Origin of the sequence: Azospirillum tabaci, from assembly GCF_014596085.1 — a bacterium.
GTDB classification, from domain to species: Bacteria; Pseudomonadota; Alphaproteobacteria; order Azospirillales; family Azospirillaceae; genus Azospirillum; species Azospirillum tabaci.
This window is the reverse complement of the sequence record NZ_JACCJY010000012.1, coordinates 25,950-42,363: the sequence shown is the minus strand read 5'-3', so window position 1 is coordinate 42,363 and position 16,414 is coordinate 25,950. Positions and strand designations below refer to the sequence as shown.

The window sequence follows — 16,414 nt, the reverse complement described above, 5'->3', positions numbered from 1 at the left end:
AACGGGTTCTCGTCCTTCGTCGCGAACTGGCAGGTCGAGTGCAGCGCCTTCCCATCCACCGTCTCGGACAGTGACTTGCCGACCGGCAGGTCGCTGCTGTCATGAGCCCAGAGCACCACCGGGTTCTTTCGGTAGTTGCTGAGTTGCCAGCCCGACAGGGAGATGACGTCGTTCTCCCGGTCTTCGGAGGCGGTGGAGATGACGAAATCGACGGTGCGCGCCGCCTCGTCGGTGATCTTGGTACCGAAGGCGCCGGTCTTCACCAGCACCATGCCGGACGTGTCGGCGGCGGATTTGGCCGCGCGCTTGAACTCGCCGGCCTCAACCAATTGGGGCTTGGGCATTGAGGTTCCTCAGTCTTGCAGGTGGGGCAGCAGGATCTCGGCAACAGCCGCGGCAATGTCGCTCACGGACATGCCTGCCGCGCCGGCTGCCGCCAAGTCGCTGTTGGGCGCGGTGTTGACCGGATAGAAGAATTTTTCGCCATCCGCGTACGGGTTGAGCCCGATGCGCTCGCGGATTTCATTCGGGTTCACCGCCGCGCAGCTAAAGCCCTTCGACATCGCTTCCAGCAGGCTCTTGAGGTCTCCGCGCTCCAAGTTGGAGATGTCATGTTCGAAGAAATACTCGTCGTCATCGTCTTCAAGCAGCAGGTCCCGGTCACAGCTCTGGGCGATGTTTGCGAAGTGCTCGTTCAGGGTGAACTTGATGAAGCCGAGCGTCATCTGCTCGATGCCCGTTCCCCAACTGGTGGATTTCGTCGTGGCTCCGAGAAGGTGCGGCGGAACGCCATAGATGCGGCCAATGTCTTCGACCTGGAACCCGCGCAGCTCCAGCCACTGGGCTTCGTTCGGCGGGATTCCGATGCGCTCATACTTCGCGCCGTTGGCCAGCACGGCCGTTCTATGGGCGTTGGCTGGGCCTGAGTAGTTGACCGCCCACTGAGCCGCGATACGGCGCTGGGCGTCCTCACCGAGCTGCCCTGGCACAGACAGCACGCCGGACATCGCAGCGCCGTTTGCGAAGAACTGGCTACCGAACTGGCGCGCGGCGATGGCGTCACCGATGGCCTCGGCATGCACGGCGATGGGCGACATGCCAAGGTACGGGTTCACCGCACCCCAGCGGAGGTGAAACATGTTGTCGCCGGTAACGCGGAACCGTTCGGTGCCGTACCAGATGCTGAATTCATAGATCGGCGTGCCGTCGAAGGCTCGATAGACCCGGACCAGCGACGGATGAACCGGTAGAAGCGCCACAACGCGCCCACGCCCATCCCGCTGGATGAAGGCGTAGGAGTTGCCGTGCTGCAAAAGCCACGTCATCAGCAGGCGCCAGAACTCCAGGCGCGTCATCCATCCATTCGGGCGACGGCACACGACCCGGTAAAGAGGGTGCTTGATCGCCCGTTCCTTGCCGTTGCCGACACGGCGGTAGAGCATCAGTGGCGCCGTCGAGATCGTGCCGGACACCAGCGAGATGCTGCGCCACACCGAGGTCACCCGCATGGCCGTCTCAGCGTTCACCACCGGCCCAGCCGTGGACCCCGAACCCATTCCCGCAAACGCGAATCCAGCATGGAGGCCCGTCTGCACAGCCGGTGGAGCGGCGGGCACAGCCGGCGCTGCCGCCCTCACCACCCGCGACGGAGCGGCGACACGGATGCGTGGAAGCTCGGTCATGTGTCGTTAGCCCGCGAAAATGAGGTCTTGGGTTTCGTAGGGCGACAGCCGGCAATGTTCCGGTGGCTGCGGATTGCGCGACATCAGCGTCACCGCGTCGAAGGTCGCCATCAGAGGGTCGATCTTCCCGGCCCCGGACGCCTGCTTGGTGATCATCACCGCGTTACCACGCTGCTCGGACTTCGCATTGCCCACGGCCCAGGCCATGATCGGCTGGTCGCAGTGGACGAGCGTGAGGTCGACCAGCTTCCTCTCCGCCGTCTTGATTGCTCCATTGAGCGTGTAACCCTGCGAGACACCGACGACGCGGTTCTTGCCGGTGGAGTCCTGCTCCCCACCAATCCCCTTATCCGCCGCAGCATCCACGATGGCCCCGACGCCAGCGGGGTCCAAGCCGACCTGCGCCAGTAGCCCCGCATCATCGACTTCCTCGAGGATGCTCACGAGCTGCTCCACGTCGTCCGGAAGGCTGTCGACCAGCGTCAGGTCGCCGGTCTTCACCATGTCCATCAGCGTGGACGCCTCCGCCTTGCGCAACTCCAGCACCGACTTGTGCGCCCAGGCGTGCACCCAAAGCAGCCATTCGCGGGTCAGGCGGTCCCGGCCCAGCAGGGCAAGCGCCAGGAGGTCATCGAGACCGCCGCCGTCGATGCCGGCCACGACCACGTCCGACCGCCGCAGGATTTCATCCTTGGTCAGGCTCGGATCACCGGCCAATTCCCAATGATCGGCGCCCACCCAGCGGTTGGTGCGCAACCGCAAACCGACCTCGACATTGAAGTGCTGGGACGCCAGCAGCGCGAGTTGCGCAGGGCCTTCGCGCTCGGCCTTCACCAATTCGTTGACCAGGAAGTCAAGTCGAACCGATCGGCCCATGTTCGGGTTGACCAGCGGCCAGTATTCCGACTGCTTCCAGCCGTTCCCATCCTCGCCCATAAGCCGGTCCGGCAGCTCATAGATCACCGGCAGGAGCGGCAGCTTCAGCTTGCCGTCACGGACATCACGCGCCGTCGCCAGCTCCGACTTGAACACTCCAACCGGCGGCTCCTTCGACTGGGTCGAAATCTGGATCATGAAGCCGTCCGGCCGCGCCGCCAGCGCGCCCCGGATCTCGACGAAGATGTCAGCCGCCTTTGGCTTCTTCGCGAACACGTGCGTCTCATCGACCAGGATGCCGGTCGACTTCGATCCGGTGATGGTGTCGGTGTCGGCCGCTTTGATCTCCAGCGTCGCCTTGCTGTTGCGGTGCGTGATTTTCCGAAGATGCTCCTGCGGGTGGAATATCTTCTTCAGCTCCTCGTCCGCATCGATGATGCCCGCTGCTTGCTTGAAAGCAATGTCGGCAATCTTCTTCGTTGGAGCGATCAGAAGAAATTCCGCGTTTGGTCTTCGGTTGACGATCAGAGCGACCACCATCAGGGCGGCGGCGTACGAACTCTTCCCATTTTTTTTGGGGACCAGGAGAAACACTTCCTGGATCATCCGCCTGTTCGTCGTCGTGTCATACGACCCAAACAGCGTTTCCACGATCCGGCGAAACCAGTCGCCCGCCCCTTCGGCCATCGTCGGCGTGCCGATCACGTCGGGCAGCCGCAGGCGGTTGAAGATTCGCAGCGCCCTTTCCGCCTCCATCTGAAACAGCGGCAGTTCCGGTACCAGAGCCTTACCCAATAGCAATCGCTGCTCCCAATCCGGGCAGGACGTGTCCCAGACCGATGCAGCGACCATGGGATCGGACATCAGTTCACCCGACCGTTGAACGCGAGGTCGTCACCCCACTCGGTACCGGTCCCAGCCGTGACGGCAGCCTCCTGCGCCGCCTGCTTCTTGCCAACGGACTTCGGCTTCGTCGTCTTCACCGGCTTCTCCTCCGGCTCGTCCCCGAAGTTCGGGAAGCTCGGAACGTCCAGGCCAGCCACCTTCACCCACAGGCGCTGGGCACTGACGTTTCCAGACAGAGCCTGCTTGTAGATTGCCTGGATCACTGCCGCGTTGCGCTTGGACTTGCCGGTCTTAAGCTCCTGGGCGAAGTGCTTGCGAAGCGTGCCTCTGGCGATGTCCAGCGCCGCGGCGATGTCCACCTCAGACACCTTCGCCGCAGCCAGGATCGAAACCTGCCGACGTTGTGCCGGCGTCGGCTTGAACTCCGGACGAGCCATGACCGAACTCCGGATTCCTGTCTAAAAATCAACCGGCCGAAATTCTCAGGACGATCGGAAAAATTCTCCGCATGACACCCAGACCGGTTGGGCCCCCAAGCCGCCCTGGAGAATTGACCCCCTTACCCCCTCGGGCCAGGCCGGTACACCGTGGCCATCCGCTGCGCCCTCGCCTGTGCGGTCTTGGCGGCGTGGCACCCTCCCCGCCCACCATCCGCCCGAGGCCTGCCGTTGCCCCCCGCACGAGCACACAGCAGCTCAATGTTCGCGGGGTCCAGTTCGGCGCCGCCATCCTTCCGCTCGACCTTGTGGTCTCCGATCAGCTTGACCGAGCCGCCGTCGTCCTCGTGCGTCTTGCCACAGCGCTCGCAGCGACGCCCTCGGGTGCGGATCAGGCTGGCCACGAGCTTGCGCCACTCGATCGACAGGTAGAACCGGTCGGCTTCCTTCGGCGGCAGGGCGGCAACGCTCACATCGAGCTTGGCAACGCGCGGCGGCAGGCAGGAGAGGCGTCTTCCCATGACCGGCAACCTCCAGAAATGACAAAGCCCCGCCCGGATCTCTCCGGCGGGGCTGTGACACGAATAGCTCGTGTAGGCTGTCTACCCCTTTTTCGCGGAGCCCGTCAAGCCCCTTCACCCCATGGGCATGTAGGCGCCTTGAACCCAGTCAGTCGGAACTCCCTCAGCGGCACGCCCACGAGCTGCCCGAGCAGCATCATCATGCCGGCATGCCACTCTGCGTAGGTTTCGTTGACAGCCCGGATCTCCGTCAGGCTCGGTTCCTCCACGAGGGGGCACCAGCGCACGAACACCCGACGCTGACCGTCCGTCCCATAGTCGAACCGAAACCCGCGCTCAGCGGCATCGATCTCGCTGCGCCCGTGACGGTCCACAATCGGTCGCCCGGCGGCCATCATGCGCCGCGCAATCACCGACCGCTCGGGTGTCGGCTCCCATTCGCCCTCAATCCGGCATCTGTTCCCCCGCCCTGCTCCCGACTTGGCGGGCATCGCCACCAGCCGCTGCTTCCCGCTCTCGAAGTCCGGGCGATACCCGGCGCGGGCGTAGTGCAGCACCAGCCCCCTCCGACGCAAATCGCGAACACGGTTGACCGCGGCCATGACCGCTTCTGCGTCCGGATGGGTGCGGCTCGACAGCGTGCGGAGGAGGCCTCCGCCATCGACCTGGCAGCCGAGGTTGCCTCGACGCAGCATGGTCGCCACCCCGTCCGTCGAGACCAGCGGGCGGCGGCTCAGGTGTGGGTCAACCTCCCGCTCGATGTCGAACAGACCAACGTCGTCGCAGTCGGCGCGCTGGGTCTTCACAGCCCAGATCACTAGCGTCTCCAGGTCCACTCGGCGGGCCGTCGAGCTGGCGCTCATCGCGCACCCCCAGCCTGCGCAGGCTTGGCAACCACGCTGACCTCGACCGACTGCGCGCCCCAGGCGGTGCGCAGCTTGTCGGTCAGGTTGGCGACGATCCAGTCGTGGACGTAGCGCGTCGGTGCCTCGACGGTCACCACGCCGTCGCACTCGGCGACCCGGCATGGCGCAACCCAGGACGAGAACTCCTGCGCCGTCAGGTGCCCGGCATACGGGGTCGGCGGTTCCGGCAGTCGGCTCCCTCCCCCCGACGCGCCGCGACCGGGCCGGGCGTTGGCGATGGCCGACCGGACGTCGGCGTCGAGGACGGCGCGCAGGCTGCGGGGCGGCCCACCGTCGCGATCGGCCAAGCGCTTGAACTGGCGCTGGACCTCCGCAGCCGCGGCGTCCGCCGCCTCGGCGGGCTTGAGCCCACGGGCGGTTCCGGCGTTGATCCAGTCCGCCAGCAGTTCCTCGTCAGCCGGCGTCAACGGCCGGTCGGGCAGGTCGAACCAGCGCTCGTACGCCTCGGCCACGGAGCGGCGGATGGCGCTGACCGCCTGGGAAACCCCTGGATCATCGCCATCGGCGGGCGGGCTGGGCTCGTCTCGCGCGGGTGCGCGGGGCCTGCCAGCCGAGGATTCTACGATTCCAGTACTAGACTCCCGTCCCGTCCCGTCCCGTCCTGTCCTGTCGCGCGCAACTGTTGGGACCTCGTTACGTTGGTCGTTACGGTCATCGTCACGTTGCGCGTTACGTGCATCGTCGGCGGCATCGTCACGATCATCGTTACGGGTTTCGTCGCGGCCCTTTTTCCGTGCTTCAGTGGCCTTCTTTGTGCGGTCGTGACGTTTGGTCAGAGCCTCCCATGCGCGCATGGCATCTTCAGCGAGAACCCGGTGATAGAGCCTGCCGTCGCTACACAGGACGAACCCGCGCAGGGCCATGTCCTTGATCTTGGCCCAGCGCTGGGGCGACACGCCGGCGAAGCTCGCCAGGATGGTCGGGTTGTTGGGAAGGCTGGCCGCCGGCCGCTGTTGCCACGCTCGGCACCAGAGGGTGACCGCGGCCTTGAACTCGTCACCGCTGGACAGGGCCAGCAGCTCGGAGGAGAGGACGCGTCGCGTGTCCAGCATAAAGCCGTCGAGCTTCGCGATGTCGACCTCTGCCGGAACCAGAGGATGGGGAAGGTTCTCGGTCATGATCACGCTTCCTCCAGCTCGAAAATCCGCAAGCCCCGGACCTGCGCCCGCATCAAGGCCGCGTCATCGGGCAACGGATGGAACCCACGCCGCGCGAAGGCGGCCGGATGGGCGGTGCGGACCAACACGAAGTGGTCAGGCGCGGCGCCGTGGCGGATCTGCGTCAGCGCCGCATCGAGGAGGCGCCCACCCACGCCGTGCCCCTGATGACGGGGCGACGTGCCCCAATAGGCGATCTCCCAGCCCAGCGCCGAGATGAAGGCGGAGCGGTAGGCCACCACGCCGACGATGTCGCCGTCGACCACCGCCACCAGCACGTTGGAGCCGTGCGGGCAGATGGCAGCCGTCGCGTCGTAGAGCATCCTGCGCAGGGCCGATTCGCCGTAGCGCGAAGGCACCGTGCCGTCCGTCCGGCGGTGGCAGGACTGGAGGAGGTCAATCACCTCCGGCACGTCGTCGCGGGTCAAGGCGCGGATGGAGACGTTGCGGGTCAGCGCGGTCATGGCTCACCTCACCAGCAGCGGCTGCACGGAGCCGTCGCCATAGATCATGTCGAGGGGGACGTCGCCGGTCGGTTCGTCGGGAGATTCACCCATGCAACCGCATGAGCCAAAGTCGGTCTTGTCGAAGCCGCCGCCTGCCTCCAAACGCAGGCGGAACGCCTCCAGCGTGAGCGTCCTGGTCACGCCACCGCGCCGGTCCTTCAGGATCGACACGTCTCCCAGGATCAGCCGGATTGCCTTCTCCTTCGCCTCGTGGAAGGCGTAGACGGCTGGCCTCGTGCGCAGCAGCAGGGCAAAGAATGCCTGCCCGGCCTTGATGCAGAAGCCGCCGCAGTTGTTGTGTGGGAACCCGAGCCGGTACAGTTCGACCGCAATGCCGAGCGCAAGCAACTCGGAGTACAGATCCACCTTCCAGTCCGCCGGCAGGAAGGGCGCCTCGCACAGCGGGGCCTCGCACCGATACCCGGTTCGCGCGTAACGGGCCTGCGCCTCAATGAACCGATGCTCCTCCGTCCAGTCCATGCCCAGGTAGACGGTAGTCACCGCGGGGTCACGGTTGGCCTTGAGCCAGCGGTCGGCGACGTCCCGCTTCAGTTCCTTGCTGCACAGATCCACGCGGCTGTTGCCCAGGAACTTGCGCTCGAAGAACAGCGTCCAAGGATCGCGGCCATCGGCAAGCCAGACGAGCTGCGGCACAGCCAGAGCCATCGCCTGCCGAATTTCTTCCAACTGCTGGGCGCGACGGGCCGGGTCTTCGTGATACTCCGGCAGAGCATCGATCAGGGTCAGGATATGGGCCGCCGAGTTCGAGCCCTGCCGGTCGAACGCCGTAAACGCCGTAAGCGCGAGCAGCTTGTAGCAGTCCCGGTGCTCGATCAGCGTGTCACAGAACAGCAGCGTGAGGTGGTCGGTGCCAACGCGCTGGACGAGCCGTTGGACGGCCTTGAAGGTGCCGCCTCCACCGCTCGCCATGAAGACGTGCTGATCCGGACCGAAAATGCCGGAGAAAAATGGATGGGCTTGGGCGCGGGTCACAGCCCACCTCCCGCCAGCCGGCGCCGGGCCGAGGTGGTGAGGTCCACCGCAAGCGCCAGGGCGTCGAGCGGCTCCAGTTCGACGCCCTGCAGTTTGCCGTCGGCGCCGATCAGCGCGAGCACCAGCAGCTTACCGGGAACGTCGAGGATCACCGGGCGCGCTGCCGGTTCGGTCTGAGTTTCGCGGTGCATCACACCACCTCCAGCAGGCTGTCGGCCGGCGGCGTCGGGCGGCGCCGAGCCGCCGGCTTGGCCGATGTCGTCGCCTTCAGCTTCGCCGGCAGGGCCTCAGCCTCCATGAGGTCGAAGAGGGACGGCATGGACACCTCCCGCTCCATGGCCTGGAGGTACTTCACGCCGTCGAGGAAATAGCCCGTGTGCAGCTCGGACGCCCGGCCCCGACGCTTCAGCTTCAGCGCGCGGTAGGGCACCGTCATCAACCCGCCGAAGGGGTCGAACACCTCGTCGCCGGGGTTGCTGTAGCGGACAATCAGCCGGTCCACGATGTCGAACTGGAGCGGGCAAACGTGCATCTCCAGCCCGCGCTTGGACTGCTCGCCGTTCAGCGTCAGCATGCGATTCACGTCGTGCCAGATCGCATCCGACCAGCTGCCCGGCGCGAGGCTCATGAAGCTGCTGGGCAGGGCGCCACGCGCCGCTAGGGCCTCGCCGATCCGGACGTGGGCCTCGAAGTCGTAGACCGCCTGCAGGGTCGCATCGGTGAAGGCCTTCGCCAGCACGTCCGGCCCGAACCCCTCCAGCTCCTCCGCGGTCAGGAAGCGGTTTCCGCTCGACCGCCAGAAGGCGTGCGCGTCAACCTGCCAGCGGGCGAGGCTGTATTCCTCCAGCGTCTTCGTCACCGGGGAGTCCGCGTAGCCCTTGGATCGGTCGCTCTGCGGCTTGCGGAAGATCAGCACGTATTCAGGGCACCCCTGCCCCATCTTCGTGCCGTCCTTGCGAAGCTCCTTATACGTCAGGCGATAGGTCTGGTTGTTCTCCCGCACCACGTCGGTCAGGACGATGTGCATGCCCAAGTAGTCGAAGCCGTGCCGCATGTAGTGGAAGATCGCCTCGGCATGGAACGGGCTGACCGTAGGCACGCCCTTGCCTGTGACATTGCCGAAGACGATCCGGTCCTTGACGTGGATGCAGGCCAGCCGGCCCGGCTGCAGGACGCGCAGCAGCTCCGGGGTCAGGTGGTCCATCTGCTCCCAGAAATGGCCGTTATTGTCCGTGTGGCCGAAGTCGTTGTAGCTGGCCGTGTATTCGTAGTGGTTGCTGAAGGGGATGGACGTCACGATCAGCCCAACGCTGTCGGTCGCCATGCGCCGGGCCTCGTCCACGCAGTCGTTGTTGGCGACGGTCCAGCCCTGGCCGGACACCTCCAGCCGCTCGACGCCGATGGAGCGCGTCAGCGCCTCGACCATGGACAGGCTGTTCAGCCCATGCTGTTTGATGATCTCGCTCATCTGGTCCGCCAATTCGTTATGGCGCGCCCATTTGGCCTGGAGGTCCCGGACGATCTCGCGCTCCGTCTCGGTGTGGATGATGTCGATCTCCACGGTGCGGGGCTGGAGAAAGCGGTGCAGCCGGTGGACGGCCTGGATGAAGTCGTTGAACTTGTGGGAGACGCCGGCGAAGACGGCCCAGGCGCAGTGGCGCTGGAAGTTGCAGCCGCTGCCGGCGATGACGGGCTTGGTGGAGAGCCGGGCGATCCGACCCTCGCTGAAGTCGATGATGGCGGCCTCGCGCTCGTCGAGATCCTGCGTCCCGTAGACGGACCGGAGTTCGTTGGTTGGACGCACCTCAGGAACTTCACAGCCCGGCAATGCTTCCAGAACGAGAAGGCCGCCCTTCGTCCAACCGGCTTTCGTCCAGCCGGCCATCTGGAAGCAGTATCCGGGATTGGCGGACCGCACCTTGCGGGGATCGACGTAGGTGTAGAGCCGTTCGCCCGGCCAACGAGCCCACGCGATTGCCATTGCTTCGCGGATCAGTTCTGACGACGTGCCAGACCCTTCGTTGCGGAAGACCGCGCAGTTGATGCCCTGCTGCCCGGAGTCGTCGATGAACTTCCGCCAGACGAAGAGGGCCTTACGGTCGCGGGAAAGCAGAACCGTCTTGAAGCCGGGGCCAGCGAAGAGGTTGCGCTCGCGACCGTCTGCATACCGATGAGCGGAATAGTGCCGCTCGTAGAGTTCGATGCCGGTCGGATGGCCGTCGCGGAACTCGTCCCACATCCCGAAGGATCGGATCGGCAGAGCCTCCTCGATGGCGCGCCGCTCGGCCTCAAGGTCGTGCCAGATCACGACGTGATCGTCCGGGCGCGCCTCGATCAGGTCGCGCAGCTTGGCGATGCGGGCCGGCAGGGAGTCCCGCCGCTCCTTCGCCTCGCTGGCCAGCCCGACGGCGCCGGCCCGGAACAGGATGCCCTGCCCGTCCCGCTCGTAGCCGGCGGCGGCGATGTCGCTGGGCACCTCGTGCCACCGCACCACCAGCTCGGGCAGGTCATAGCCTTCGTCGCTGAAACCCAGATCCGATGGCCGCTGAAGGAAGATCGCCCAGCTGTGCAGCCAAGCCCAGAACTCCTGCTCCTTGTGCGGGAACAGGGTCAGGTCGTTGGCCTGCTCGCTGTTGCGCTGGAACCATCGCGTCAGAGCCTGCCCGGTGTCCATGATGCCGAGGAAGCCGGCATAGTGGATCAGCTCCTTGTACCGGTTGGGCGACGGGGTGGCGGTCGCGACGAAGCGGAACCGAACCCGGTCGAACAAGGTCAGGAAGGTCTGGTAGGTTTTCGAGCCGAAGGAGCGCAGCACGCTCGCCTCGTCCAGGCTGGCCGCGGTGAACTCGTTCGGGTCGAGCTTGCCGTCCCGGACCGTCTCGTAGTTCGTGATGTAGAGGCCGTTGGCGTCCGCCTCGTCGATGGTGCGGATGAACCGAATGGAGATAATCCGCTCCGGATGCCCGGCCTGCCACCGGCGCAGCGCGGTGCGCTGTTCGTCGGTGAAGGCGGGATCGTCCCCGGTGTTCAGCTTGTGCACGTCCTGCATGAACTCCAGCCGGACGCCAAGCGGGGCGACGACAAGCCCCCGCCCGCCGGCACGGGCCAGGATCAGGCGCAGCACCTCCAGCTGCATGACCGACTTGCCCAGGCCGAACTTGGCGAAGATGGCCCGGCGACCGCCCTGGACAGCCCAACGGACGATCGCGCGCTGATGCGGCTTCAGCAGCGGGTTGATTTCGGCATCGTCCACGGTGAAGCCCATGGCGACGGCCGTCTTGATCTTCCGCTCCAGGAAGGAGCGGTAGGCGTCGGGGACCATCATGTCCGCCTCCGGTCGTTCTGCCGTTCGCGCATGCGGAGGGTCGCGTGATGAACCCATCCCGGATTGAAGCCCCTCACCCGTGCGATGCGGCGAAGGTCCATCTCGTTGGTGGCGATGCGTTCCAGGTCTGAAAGCGTCATGTTGCGGATCATGCTGTCGGCCAGGGTGGACAGCAGCGGCACGGCGGGCCGGTCCCAATAGCGGAACTCGTGGCGACAGCTCGGGCAGAACGGGCCGGGGGCGAAGCGGCGGTGGCACTTCGGGCACCGGATCGTGCGGTGGACCTGCGGGACCAGCCCGCTCTCCAGCGTCCACACCCGATCGGCCTCCGGTAGGCCGTGGAGGTCGACGTTGCCGGCGATGTCGATGATGCAGGCGCGGGTTTTGCCGTGGCAGATGCGCAGGACGCGCCCGACCTGCTGCATGTACTTCAGGACGCTCTTAGTCGGGCGGAGGAGGATCGCGCCGGCGACAACCGGAACGTCGGTCCCCTCGCTGACGATCTCGCAGGAGGTCAGGACCTGATAGCGGCCCGAAGCCAAGCCCTGGATCGCCGCATCGCGGGCGTCGGGGTCCATGTTGCCATCCACCGAGACGGCCTGCCAGCCGGCGGCGCTGAACTGCGCGGCGACATAGCGGGCGTGATCGACAGAGACGCAGAAGGCGATGGCCGGCTCTCCCGGCATCCGGGCGGCATACTGGTTGACCGCGAGCCGAGTCACCGCGTCGTTGTTCATCACCCGTTCGAGGTCGGACGCGACATAGTCGCCCCGGCTGATAGTCACGGACGTCAGGTCGGGGGTCCAAGGCGCCCAGACCTCTGCCAGGCACAGCCACTCGGGGGTCAGTTCGGCCACGGTCGGGCCCCGCACCACCTCATCGAAAAGGGCGCCCAGCGGCTTGCCATCGCCGCGGAAGGGGGTAGCGGAAACGCCGACCCGCTGCGCATTGATCAGCATCTCCAGCAGGGCCTGCCAGCCGGGCGCCACCGTGTGGTGGGCCTCGTCGATGACGACGAGGCGGATCGTGCGCAGCCAGCCGGCCAGCCGCTTCTTGCGGGCTTTCAGCGTGTCGATGGAGCAGACGTGGACCAGCGCGAGGGGGTCCGGATCATGGTCAGGATCAACCACCGAAGCCTTGATGCCGACGCGGGCCAAGGTGCGGACGGACTGGTGCAGAAGCTCGCGGCGGTGGACGAGGAAAACGACGGGCCAGCCGAGGTTGACCACCTCACGGATCACGCCGCGCACCACTACCGCCGTTTTGCCGCCGGCTGTTGGGAGCACATAGAGGGTGCCGAGAACGCCGCGCGCCAAGCACGCCAGGATCTCGTCCGCGTTCTTCTGCTGGTAAGGGCGGAGCTTCATGCGCCCCTCCGTTGGCCGGGCCGGGGCTTGCGGGCGCGCGGAATCCAATCGCTCAGATGCTGCACGGCGTCGGCCGGGACGGCGTCACGGCCGACGCGCTCAACCTCCAGCGACCAGATGCGGTGATCACGCGGCTTACGCGGCATGACCTCGCGCGACGTCAGCACGAGATACGAGGTGCGCGCCCGCGGCCCCTGCGGAACGACGTACGAGCCGGGCAGCGGCTGGACATCGGAATGGTAGGTGATGCGTGGGAGCTTCATGCCGCACCTGCCAGCATCAGCGTCGCCTTGTAGACGGCGACCTCCACCCGCGGGCGGGCCGGATCGACGAACCCTTCCTCGTGCTTCAGCCGAATCTGACGGTCGTTGACGATCAGCCGCTTCTCGACGCGGGCCTTGCGCTCCTCGCCCTTCCCGATCCAGGTCGTGCGGTTCTGCAGGGCGTCGTAAACGAGGCTCCCGTCCAGATCGGGCCGGCGGCTGGCGTAGAAGATGCGCAGGAAGACACCCACGTCCCCGTCGTAGGGTTCTTCCAGCTTCGGGACATGCAGGCCGGCGGTCGATTCGAAGGCGAGCGCCTTGTCGCCCTTGCGCAGAGCCGCGCGCCCACCGAACTGGACGATCTCGCGGCTATTCCCCTTGGCGGCCGGTTCGCCGGGGATGACGAACCGGGCCAAGAAGTCGCCCCAGACCCATTTCTGTTGCGGGGCTGCCATCGGATCAGACCGCCGCGAACATGTTGGAGTCCGTCGGCGCCGGCCGCGGGGCCGACAGCAGGCGTCCCATCGCCAGCGTCTTCGCGACGGTGATCAGCTCGGCGCGCGGCACGTCGCCCAAGCGGTCGGCGAAGTAGCCGTTGATCTGGTTCGCCCAGGTCTCGCCCGAGTTCGGACCCGGCGCGTCGACCAGCGGCTGACGCTCCTTCAGGTCGAACATCACCCACTGGCCGGTGGCGCCGTCCTGCTGCACGCCAACGCGCCCCTGCTCGGGGTCCCAGGCCTCCGGCTCGACCTCGGCGGTGGCCTCCGCCTGCACGGTCTCATCGTCGCCCTGCTGGTCGGTCTCACCCTGTTCATTGGCAGGATCGACGGCCCCGTTCTCCGCATCGACCACGCCCTGGTCATCGAAGTTCGGCTCGGTGGCGTCCGCCTCGCCCTGCCCTTCGGTGCCCGCGGCGGCCTCAGTCGCCTCGCTTCCGGTTTGTTCCTCCACCGGAACCTTCGCGGCCGGGCGCTCGTGCTTCGGTTCGGCCCCGGCCTGCTGGTCTCGGTAGCCGGCCTCGATCTTCGCCTTCGGCTCACCGCGCCGTCCCTTGGTCAGCACCTCCAGCGGCGTGCCCGCGGCGGCACCGTCGAAGCCGAAGAAGTAGGCCTCGATACGCTGCTGCTTCGCGCTACCGGTGAACTTGACCTTCTCGACGGTCGGGGCGGCGGGCGCCTGCTCCTCCGCATCCGGCGCGAACTTGCCCTCGAACACTACGCCGAAGCTGCCCTCCGGATCGGCGAGGCAGGGGTGCACAACGTCACGGATCTGCGCTGGGGACAGCATCTCGTCCGCGGCGGCCTGCGCGGCGTTGAGCGCGTCTGCACAGCGGGCGACCAGCTCGGCATCGGCGTGGCGGAAGACGACGATGCCGCCCTCGTCCCCACACATCACCGCATGGTCGCCTGTCTCCAGGCTCTCACCGGCGAAGAAACGCGACGCCCAAGCGGCACCGGCCACCCGGCCGCGCTCCCACAGCCCATACTCCGGCGTCTCGGCGTCGTGCGGGTTGGCGTCGGGACCGTGCCCTTGCTTGCCGGCCGTCTTGCCGTTGTTGAAGGCGAAGCCCGCGCCTTCGGGCATGGCCTCTGCGGCGACCAGCGGCGGCGGGTCTTCCGAGACCGGCTCGTCGGCGGGCGCCTGGGGCGGGGCCTCGGCCACCGGTGCGTCGGACGAATCGGACTCGTCCGCATCGTCCATTTCGGGCGGCGGAGCCGGCGGTTCGACCTTGGCAAGGTTGTCGCTGGCCTGCTGCAGCGCCTTCTTCACCGCCGGCTTGATGCTGGTGGTGAAGCCGAACAGGTCGAGCTTCACCACATCGCCCAGCAGCGCGTGCATGGCGACGTGGAGCTTCTTGATGCGCTTTTGCCGCTGGGCATCATCGTCCAGGTGACGGATGCCGTGGCAGAGCCGGAAGATGTCGAAGTCGATGCCGGTGGCCTTGATGAGGCCCTTGGCTTCCTTGATCGGCGCGCGGGCGGCTTCCAAGGCCTCCTGCGCATCGACCAGATCGCTCGACGCTTGTCGGAGCGTGTCGGCGACGTCTTCGTCCGCCATGTTGGTGGGGTTGTCCTTGGCCTTGCGTGCCATGGGTGGACTCCGGTTCAGAGGGTGGGGGAACGGAGGCGGGCTGCCTGCATGGCCCACGCCTCATCGACGACCTCAGCCGGCCAGAGGCCGTACTGACCGGGCAGCGCGCGCCCGACCGCGGTCGTCTCCTCGATGATCATCAGTTCGCCCTTCATGCAGGCGATGCGGCGAACGATGCGAACAGGTCGCCCCAGCAGAAGCACGACAGCGCCCAGCGGCGCCTGCACGGCGACCTGCTGGACGATGGCGGTTGGGGCTGGGGCGAAGGGGGTGCGGATCACGTCACCCGACCTTCATTCCGCCACGGCCGAGGCCGGGCGCGGAAACGCGAATGTCTTCCAGGTAGGTGTCGGACTTGGTCCGCCCGTAGACGCGGGCATAGTGGTGCGCGCACCAGGACGAGCCCGGCTGGTGCGGTTCGGCTTGGCAGTAGGACCAGCTATTGCCGGGCTGACCGACCTCGTCTTCGATCCAGCGGCAGCCGTGCGGTTCCTTCGGGTCGAGTGCCGGGGGCTGGTGATCCTGCTCTACGGAGGCCGACTTCGCGCGGCGCCCGTGCGTGATGCGGCGCTTGTGGCCGCCAACGCCGGTGCCCTTCGTGATGCCCAGGCGCTGCGCGCGCCCAGCCACCACATTGCGGGTGGTGCCCAGCGCTTCGGCGGCCTCCTCATATGTCATGCCTTGGTCGATCAGCAGGGCGCGTAGACGGTCCGGGTCGATCTCGGCGGCGAGGCCAGTCCTCAGCTTGCGCGCCGGCCGTTTAGCCGAACCGTCGCTTCCACAGCCGCATCCGACATCTCGCCCTGCGGCGGGATGCCCAGTAGGAAGTGCAGCCGGTCCCGCAGGAAGCCGTTTGCGGCGAACACGCGGGGAACGAGCGGGCACGGCTGCGACAGGCGATCCAGCGCCGCATCCGTCCGCGTCCGCGGGCTGAAGCTGTCCAGCGGGCGCGTCGGCGGCGATTTCATCATGCGGCGCTTCCTTCTGCTGGCTGGCCGGCTCGCGGCCCTGGTCACTCTGCGGCGGGCTGCCCAGGGAATCGGTGGGGGTGGGGCGGCTCGATTGGCCTTGCTGATTCACCGGTTCGACCGCGCCAACGGCCTCTCCGACCTCCCGCAGCGGCGGCACTTCATCGAGCCCTTTCCCGACTATGGAAAGAGGCTGCCCCGTCGCTTCTCCAGGCACGGCTGCGGTTCCGGCATTTTCGCCGCTGGCGTTGCCGCCAGCCTTGGGCGCCCCGGACGGCGCCGTCTGTGCCACGGCGAGCACGCCGCGGATCTCCCGCACCGTCGCGCCGAACCATTGCGCCAGGGTCTGGACCTTTACGCGCTTGTCGGCGTGGTGCTTGATGGTCGCGATCTCGGCGGGGGTGAAGGTCTTCATGGGACGCGTCCTTCGGGAAGAAGGAGGCGGGGCAGCGCTAC

Annotated in this window: 17 protein-coding genes; all 17 read right to left on the bottom strand. The window is 66.8% G+C overall.

The genetic code is table 11. The features are described from left to right. Positions 1 to 344 (bottom strand): hypothetical protein (locus tag H0B54_RS13270; protein ID WP_425490032.1); only part of this gene is annotated, 344 nt, incomplete at its 3' end. A gap of 9 nt (positions 345 to 353) precedes the next feature. After that, on the bottom strand, positions 354 to 1,556 hold the full coding sequence (locus H0B54_RS13265; protein WP_281390043.1) for a phage portal protein: 1,203 nt from the start codon (positions 1,554 to 1,556) through the stop codon (positions 354 to 356). Between the two features lie 132 nt (positions 1,557 to 1,688). Next, positions 1,689 to 3,422: a terminase large subunit gene (locus H0B54_RS13260; protein WP_188260715.1), complete on the bottom strand. Its 1,734-nt coding sequence runs from the start codon at positions 3,420 to 3,422 to the stop codon at positions 1,689 to 1,691. Then, positions 3,422 to 3,841 (bottom strand): hypothetical protein, encoded by a 420-nt coding sequence (locus tag H0B54_RS13255; RefSeq protein WP_188260714.1) that lies wholly within the window; start codon positions 3,839 to 3,841, stop codon positions 3,422 to 3,424. Before H0B54_RS13255 ends, H0B54_RS13260 begins: the two co-directional genes overlap by 1 nt. Before the next feature lie 122 nt (positions 3,842 to 3,963). Next, positions 3,964 to 4,362, bottom strand: coding sequence for an HNH endonuclease signature motif containing protein (locus H0B54_RS13250; RefSeq protein WP_188260713.1), 399 nt, complete (start codon positions 4,360 to 4,362; stop codon positions 3,964 to 3,966). A 104-nt stretch (positions 4,363 to 4,466) separates the two neighbouring features. After that, complete coding sequence (locus H0B54_RS13245; RefSeq protein WP_188260712.1) at positions 4,467 to 5,225, bottom strand: hypothetical protein; 759 nt, start codon at positions 5,223 to 5,225, stop codon at positions 4,467 to 4,469. Then, a complete protein-coding gene (locus tag H0B54_RS13240; protein WP_188260711.1) occupies positions 5,222 to 6,406 on the bottom strand; it encodes a DnaA N-terminal domain-containing protein in 1,185 nt (394 codons plus the stop codon). Before H0B54_RS13240 ends, H0B54_RS13245 begins: the two co-directional genes overlap by 4 nt. Before the next feature lie 2 nt (positions 6,407 to 6,408). Continuing rightward, positions 6,409 to 6,909 carry a GNAT family N-acetyltransferase gene (locus H0B54_RS13235; protein WP_188260710.1) on the bottom strand — a complete coding sequence of 167 codons (501 nt, stop codon included), beginning with the start codon at positions 6,907 to 6,909 and terminating at the stop codon, positions 6,409 to 6,411. A gap of 3 nt (positions 6,910 to 6,912) precedes the next feature. After that, positions 6,913 to 7,944 (bottom strand): hypothetical protein, encoded by a 1,032-nt coding sequence (locus H0B54_RS13230; RefSeq protein WP_188260709.1) that lies wholly within the window; start codon positions 7,942 to 7,944, stop codon positions 6,913 to 6,915. Then, on the bottom strand, positions 7,941 to 8,135 hold the full coding sequence (locus tag H0B54_RS13225) for a hypothetical protein (RefSeq protein ID WP_188260708.1): 195 nt from the start codon (positions 8,133 to 8,135) through the stop codon (positions 7,941 to 7,943). Before H0B54_RS13225 ends, H0B54_RS13230 begins: the two co-directional genes overlap by 4 nt. Continuing rightward, positions 8,135 to 11,269: a DNA methyltransferase gene (locus tag H0B54_RS13220; RefSeq protein ID WP_211109364.1), complete on the bottom strand. Its 3,135-nt coding sequence runs from the start codon at positions 11,267 to 11,269 to the stop codon at positions 8,135 to 8,137. Before H0B54_RS13220 ends, H0B54_RS13225 begins: the two co-directional genes overlap by 1 nt. Beyond that, positions 11,266 to 12,636 carry a DEAD/DEAH box helicase gene (locus tag H0B54_RS13210; protein ID WP_188260707.1) on the bottom strand — a complete coding sequence of 457 codons (1,371 nt, stop codon included), beginning with the start codon at positions 12,634 to 12,636 and terminating at the stop codon, positions 11,266 to 11,268. Before H0B54_RS13210 ends, H0B54_RS13220 begins: the two co-directional genes overlap by 4 nt. After that, positions 12,633 to 12,899, bottom strand: coding sequence for a hypothetical protein (locus tag H0B54_RS13205; RefSeq protein WP_188260706.1), 267 nt, complete (start codon positions 12,897 to 12,899; stop codon positions 12,633 to 12,635). The genes H0B54_RS13210 and H0B54_RS13205 overlap by 4 nt, the downstream gene beginning before the upstream one ends. Then, positions 12,896 to 13,354 carry a RusA family crossover junction endodeoxyribonuclease gene (locus H0B54_RS13200; RefSeq protein WP_188260705.1) on the bottom strand — a complete coding sequence of 153 codons (459 nt, stop codon included), beginning with the start codon at positions 13,352 to 13,354 and terminating at the stop codon, positions 12,896 to 12,898. The genes H0B54_RS13205 and H0B54_RS13200 overlap by 4 nt, the downstream gene beginning before the upstream one ends. A gap of 4 nt (positions 13,355 to 13,358) precedes the next feature. Further along, positions 13,359 to 14,990 carry a hypothetical protein gene (locus H0B54_RS13195; RefSeq protein ID WP_188260704.1) on the bottom strand — a complete coding sequence of 544 codons (1,632 nt, stop codon included), beginning with the start codon at positions 14,988 to 14,990 and terminating at the stop codon, positions 13,359 to 13,361. A 14-nt stretch (positions 14,991 to 15,004) separates the two neighbouring features. After that, the gene (locus H0B54_RS13190) at positions 15,005 to 15,271 is read right to left on the bottom strand and encodes a hypothetical protein (protein WP_188260703.1); all 267 of its coding nucleotides are present in this window, start codon (positions 15,269 to 15,271) and stop codon (positions 15,005 to 15,007) included. Position 15,272: 1 nt separating this feature from the next. Beyond that, positions 15,273 to 16,373 carry a hypothetical protein gene (locus H0B54_RS13185; RefSeq protein WP_188260702.1) on the bottom strand — a complete coding sequence of 367 codons (1,101 nt, stop codon included), beginning with the start codon at positions 16,371 to 16,373 and terminating at the stop codon, positions 15,273 to 15,275. Positions 16,374 to 16,414 lie beyond the last annotated feature (41 nt).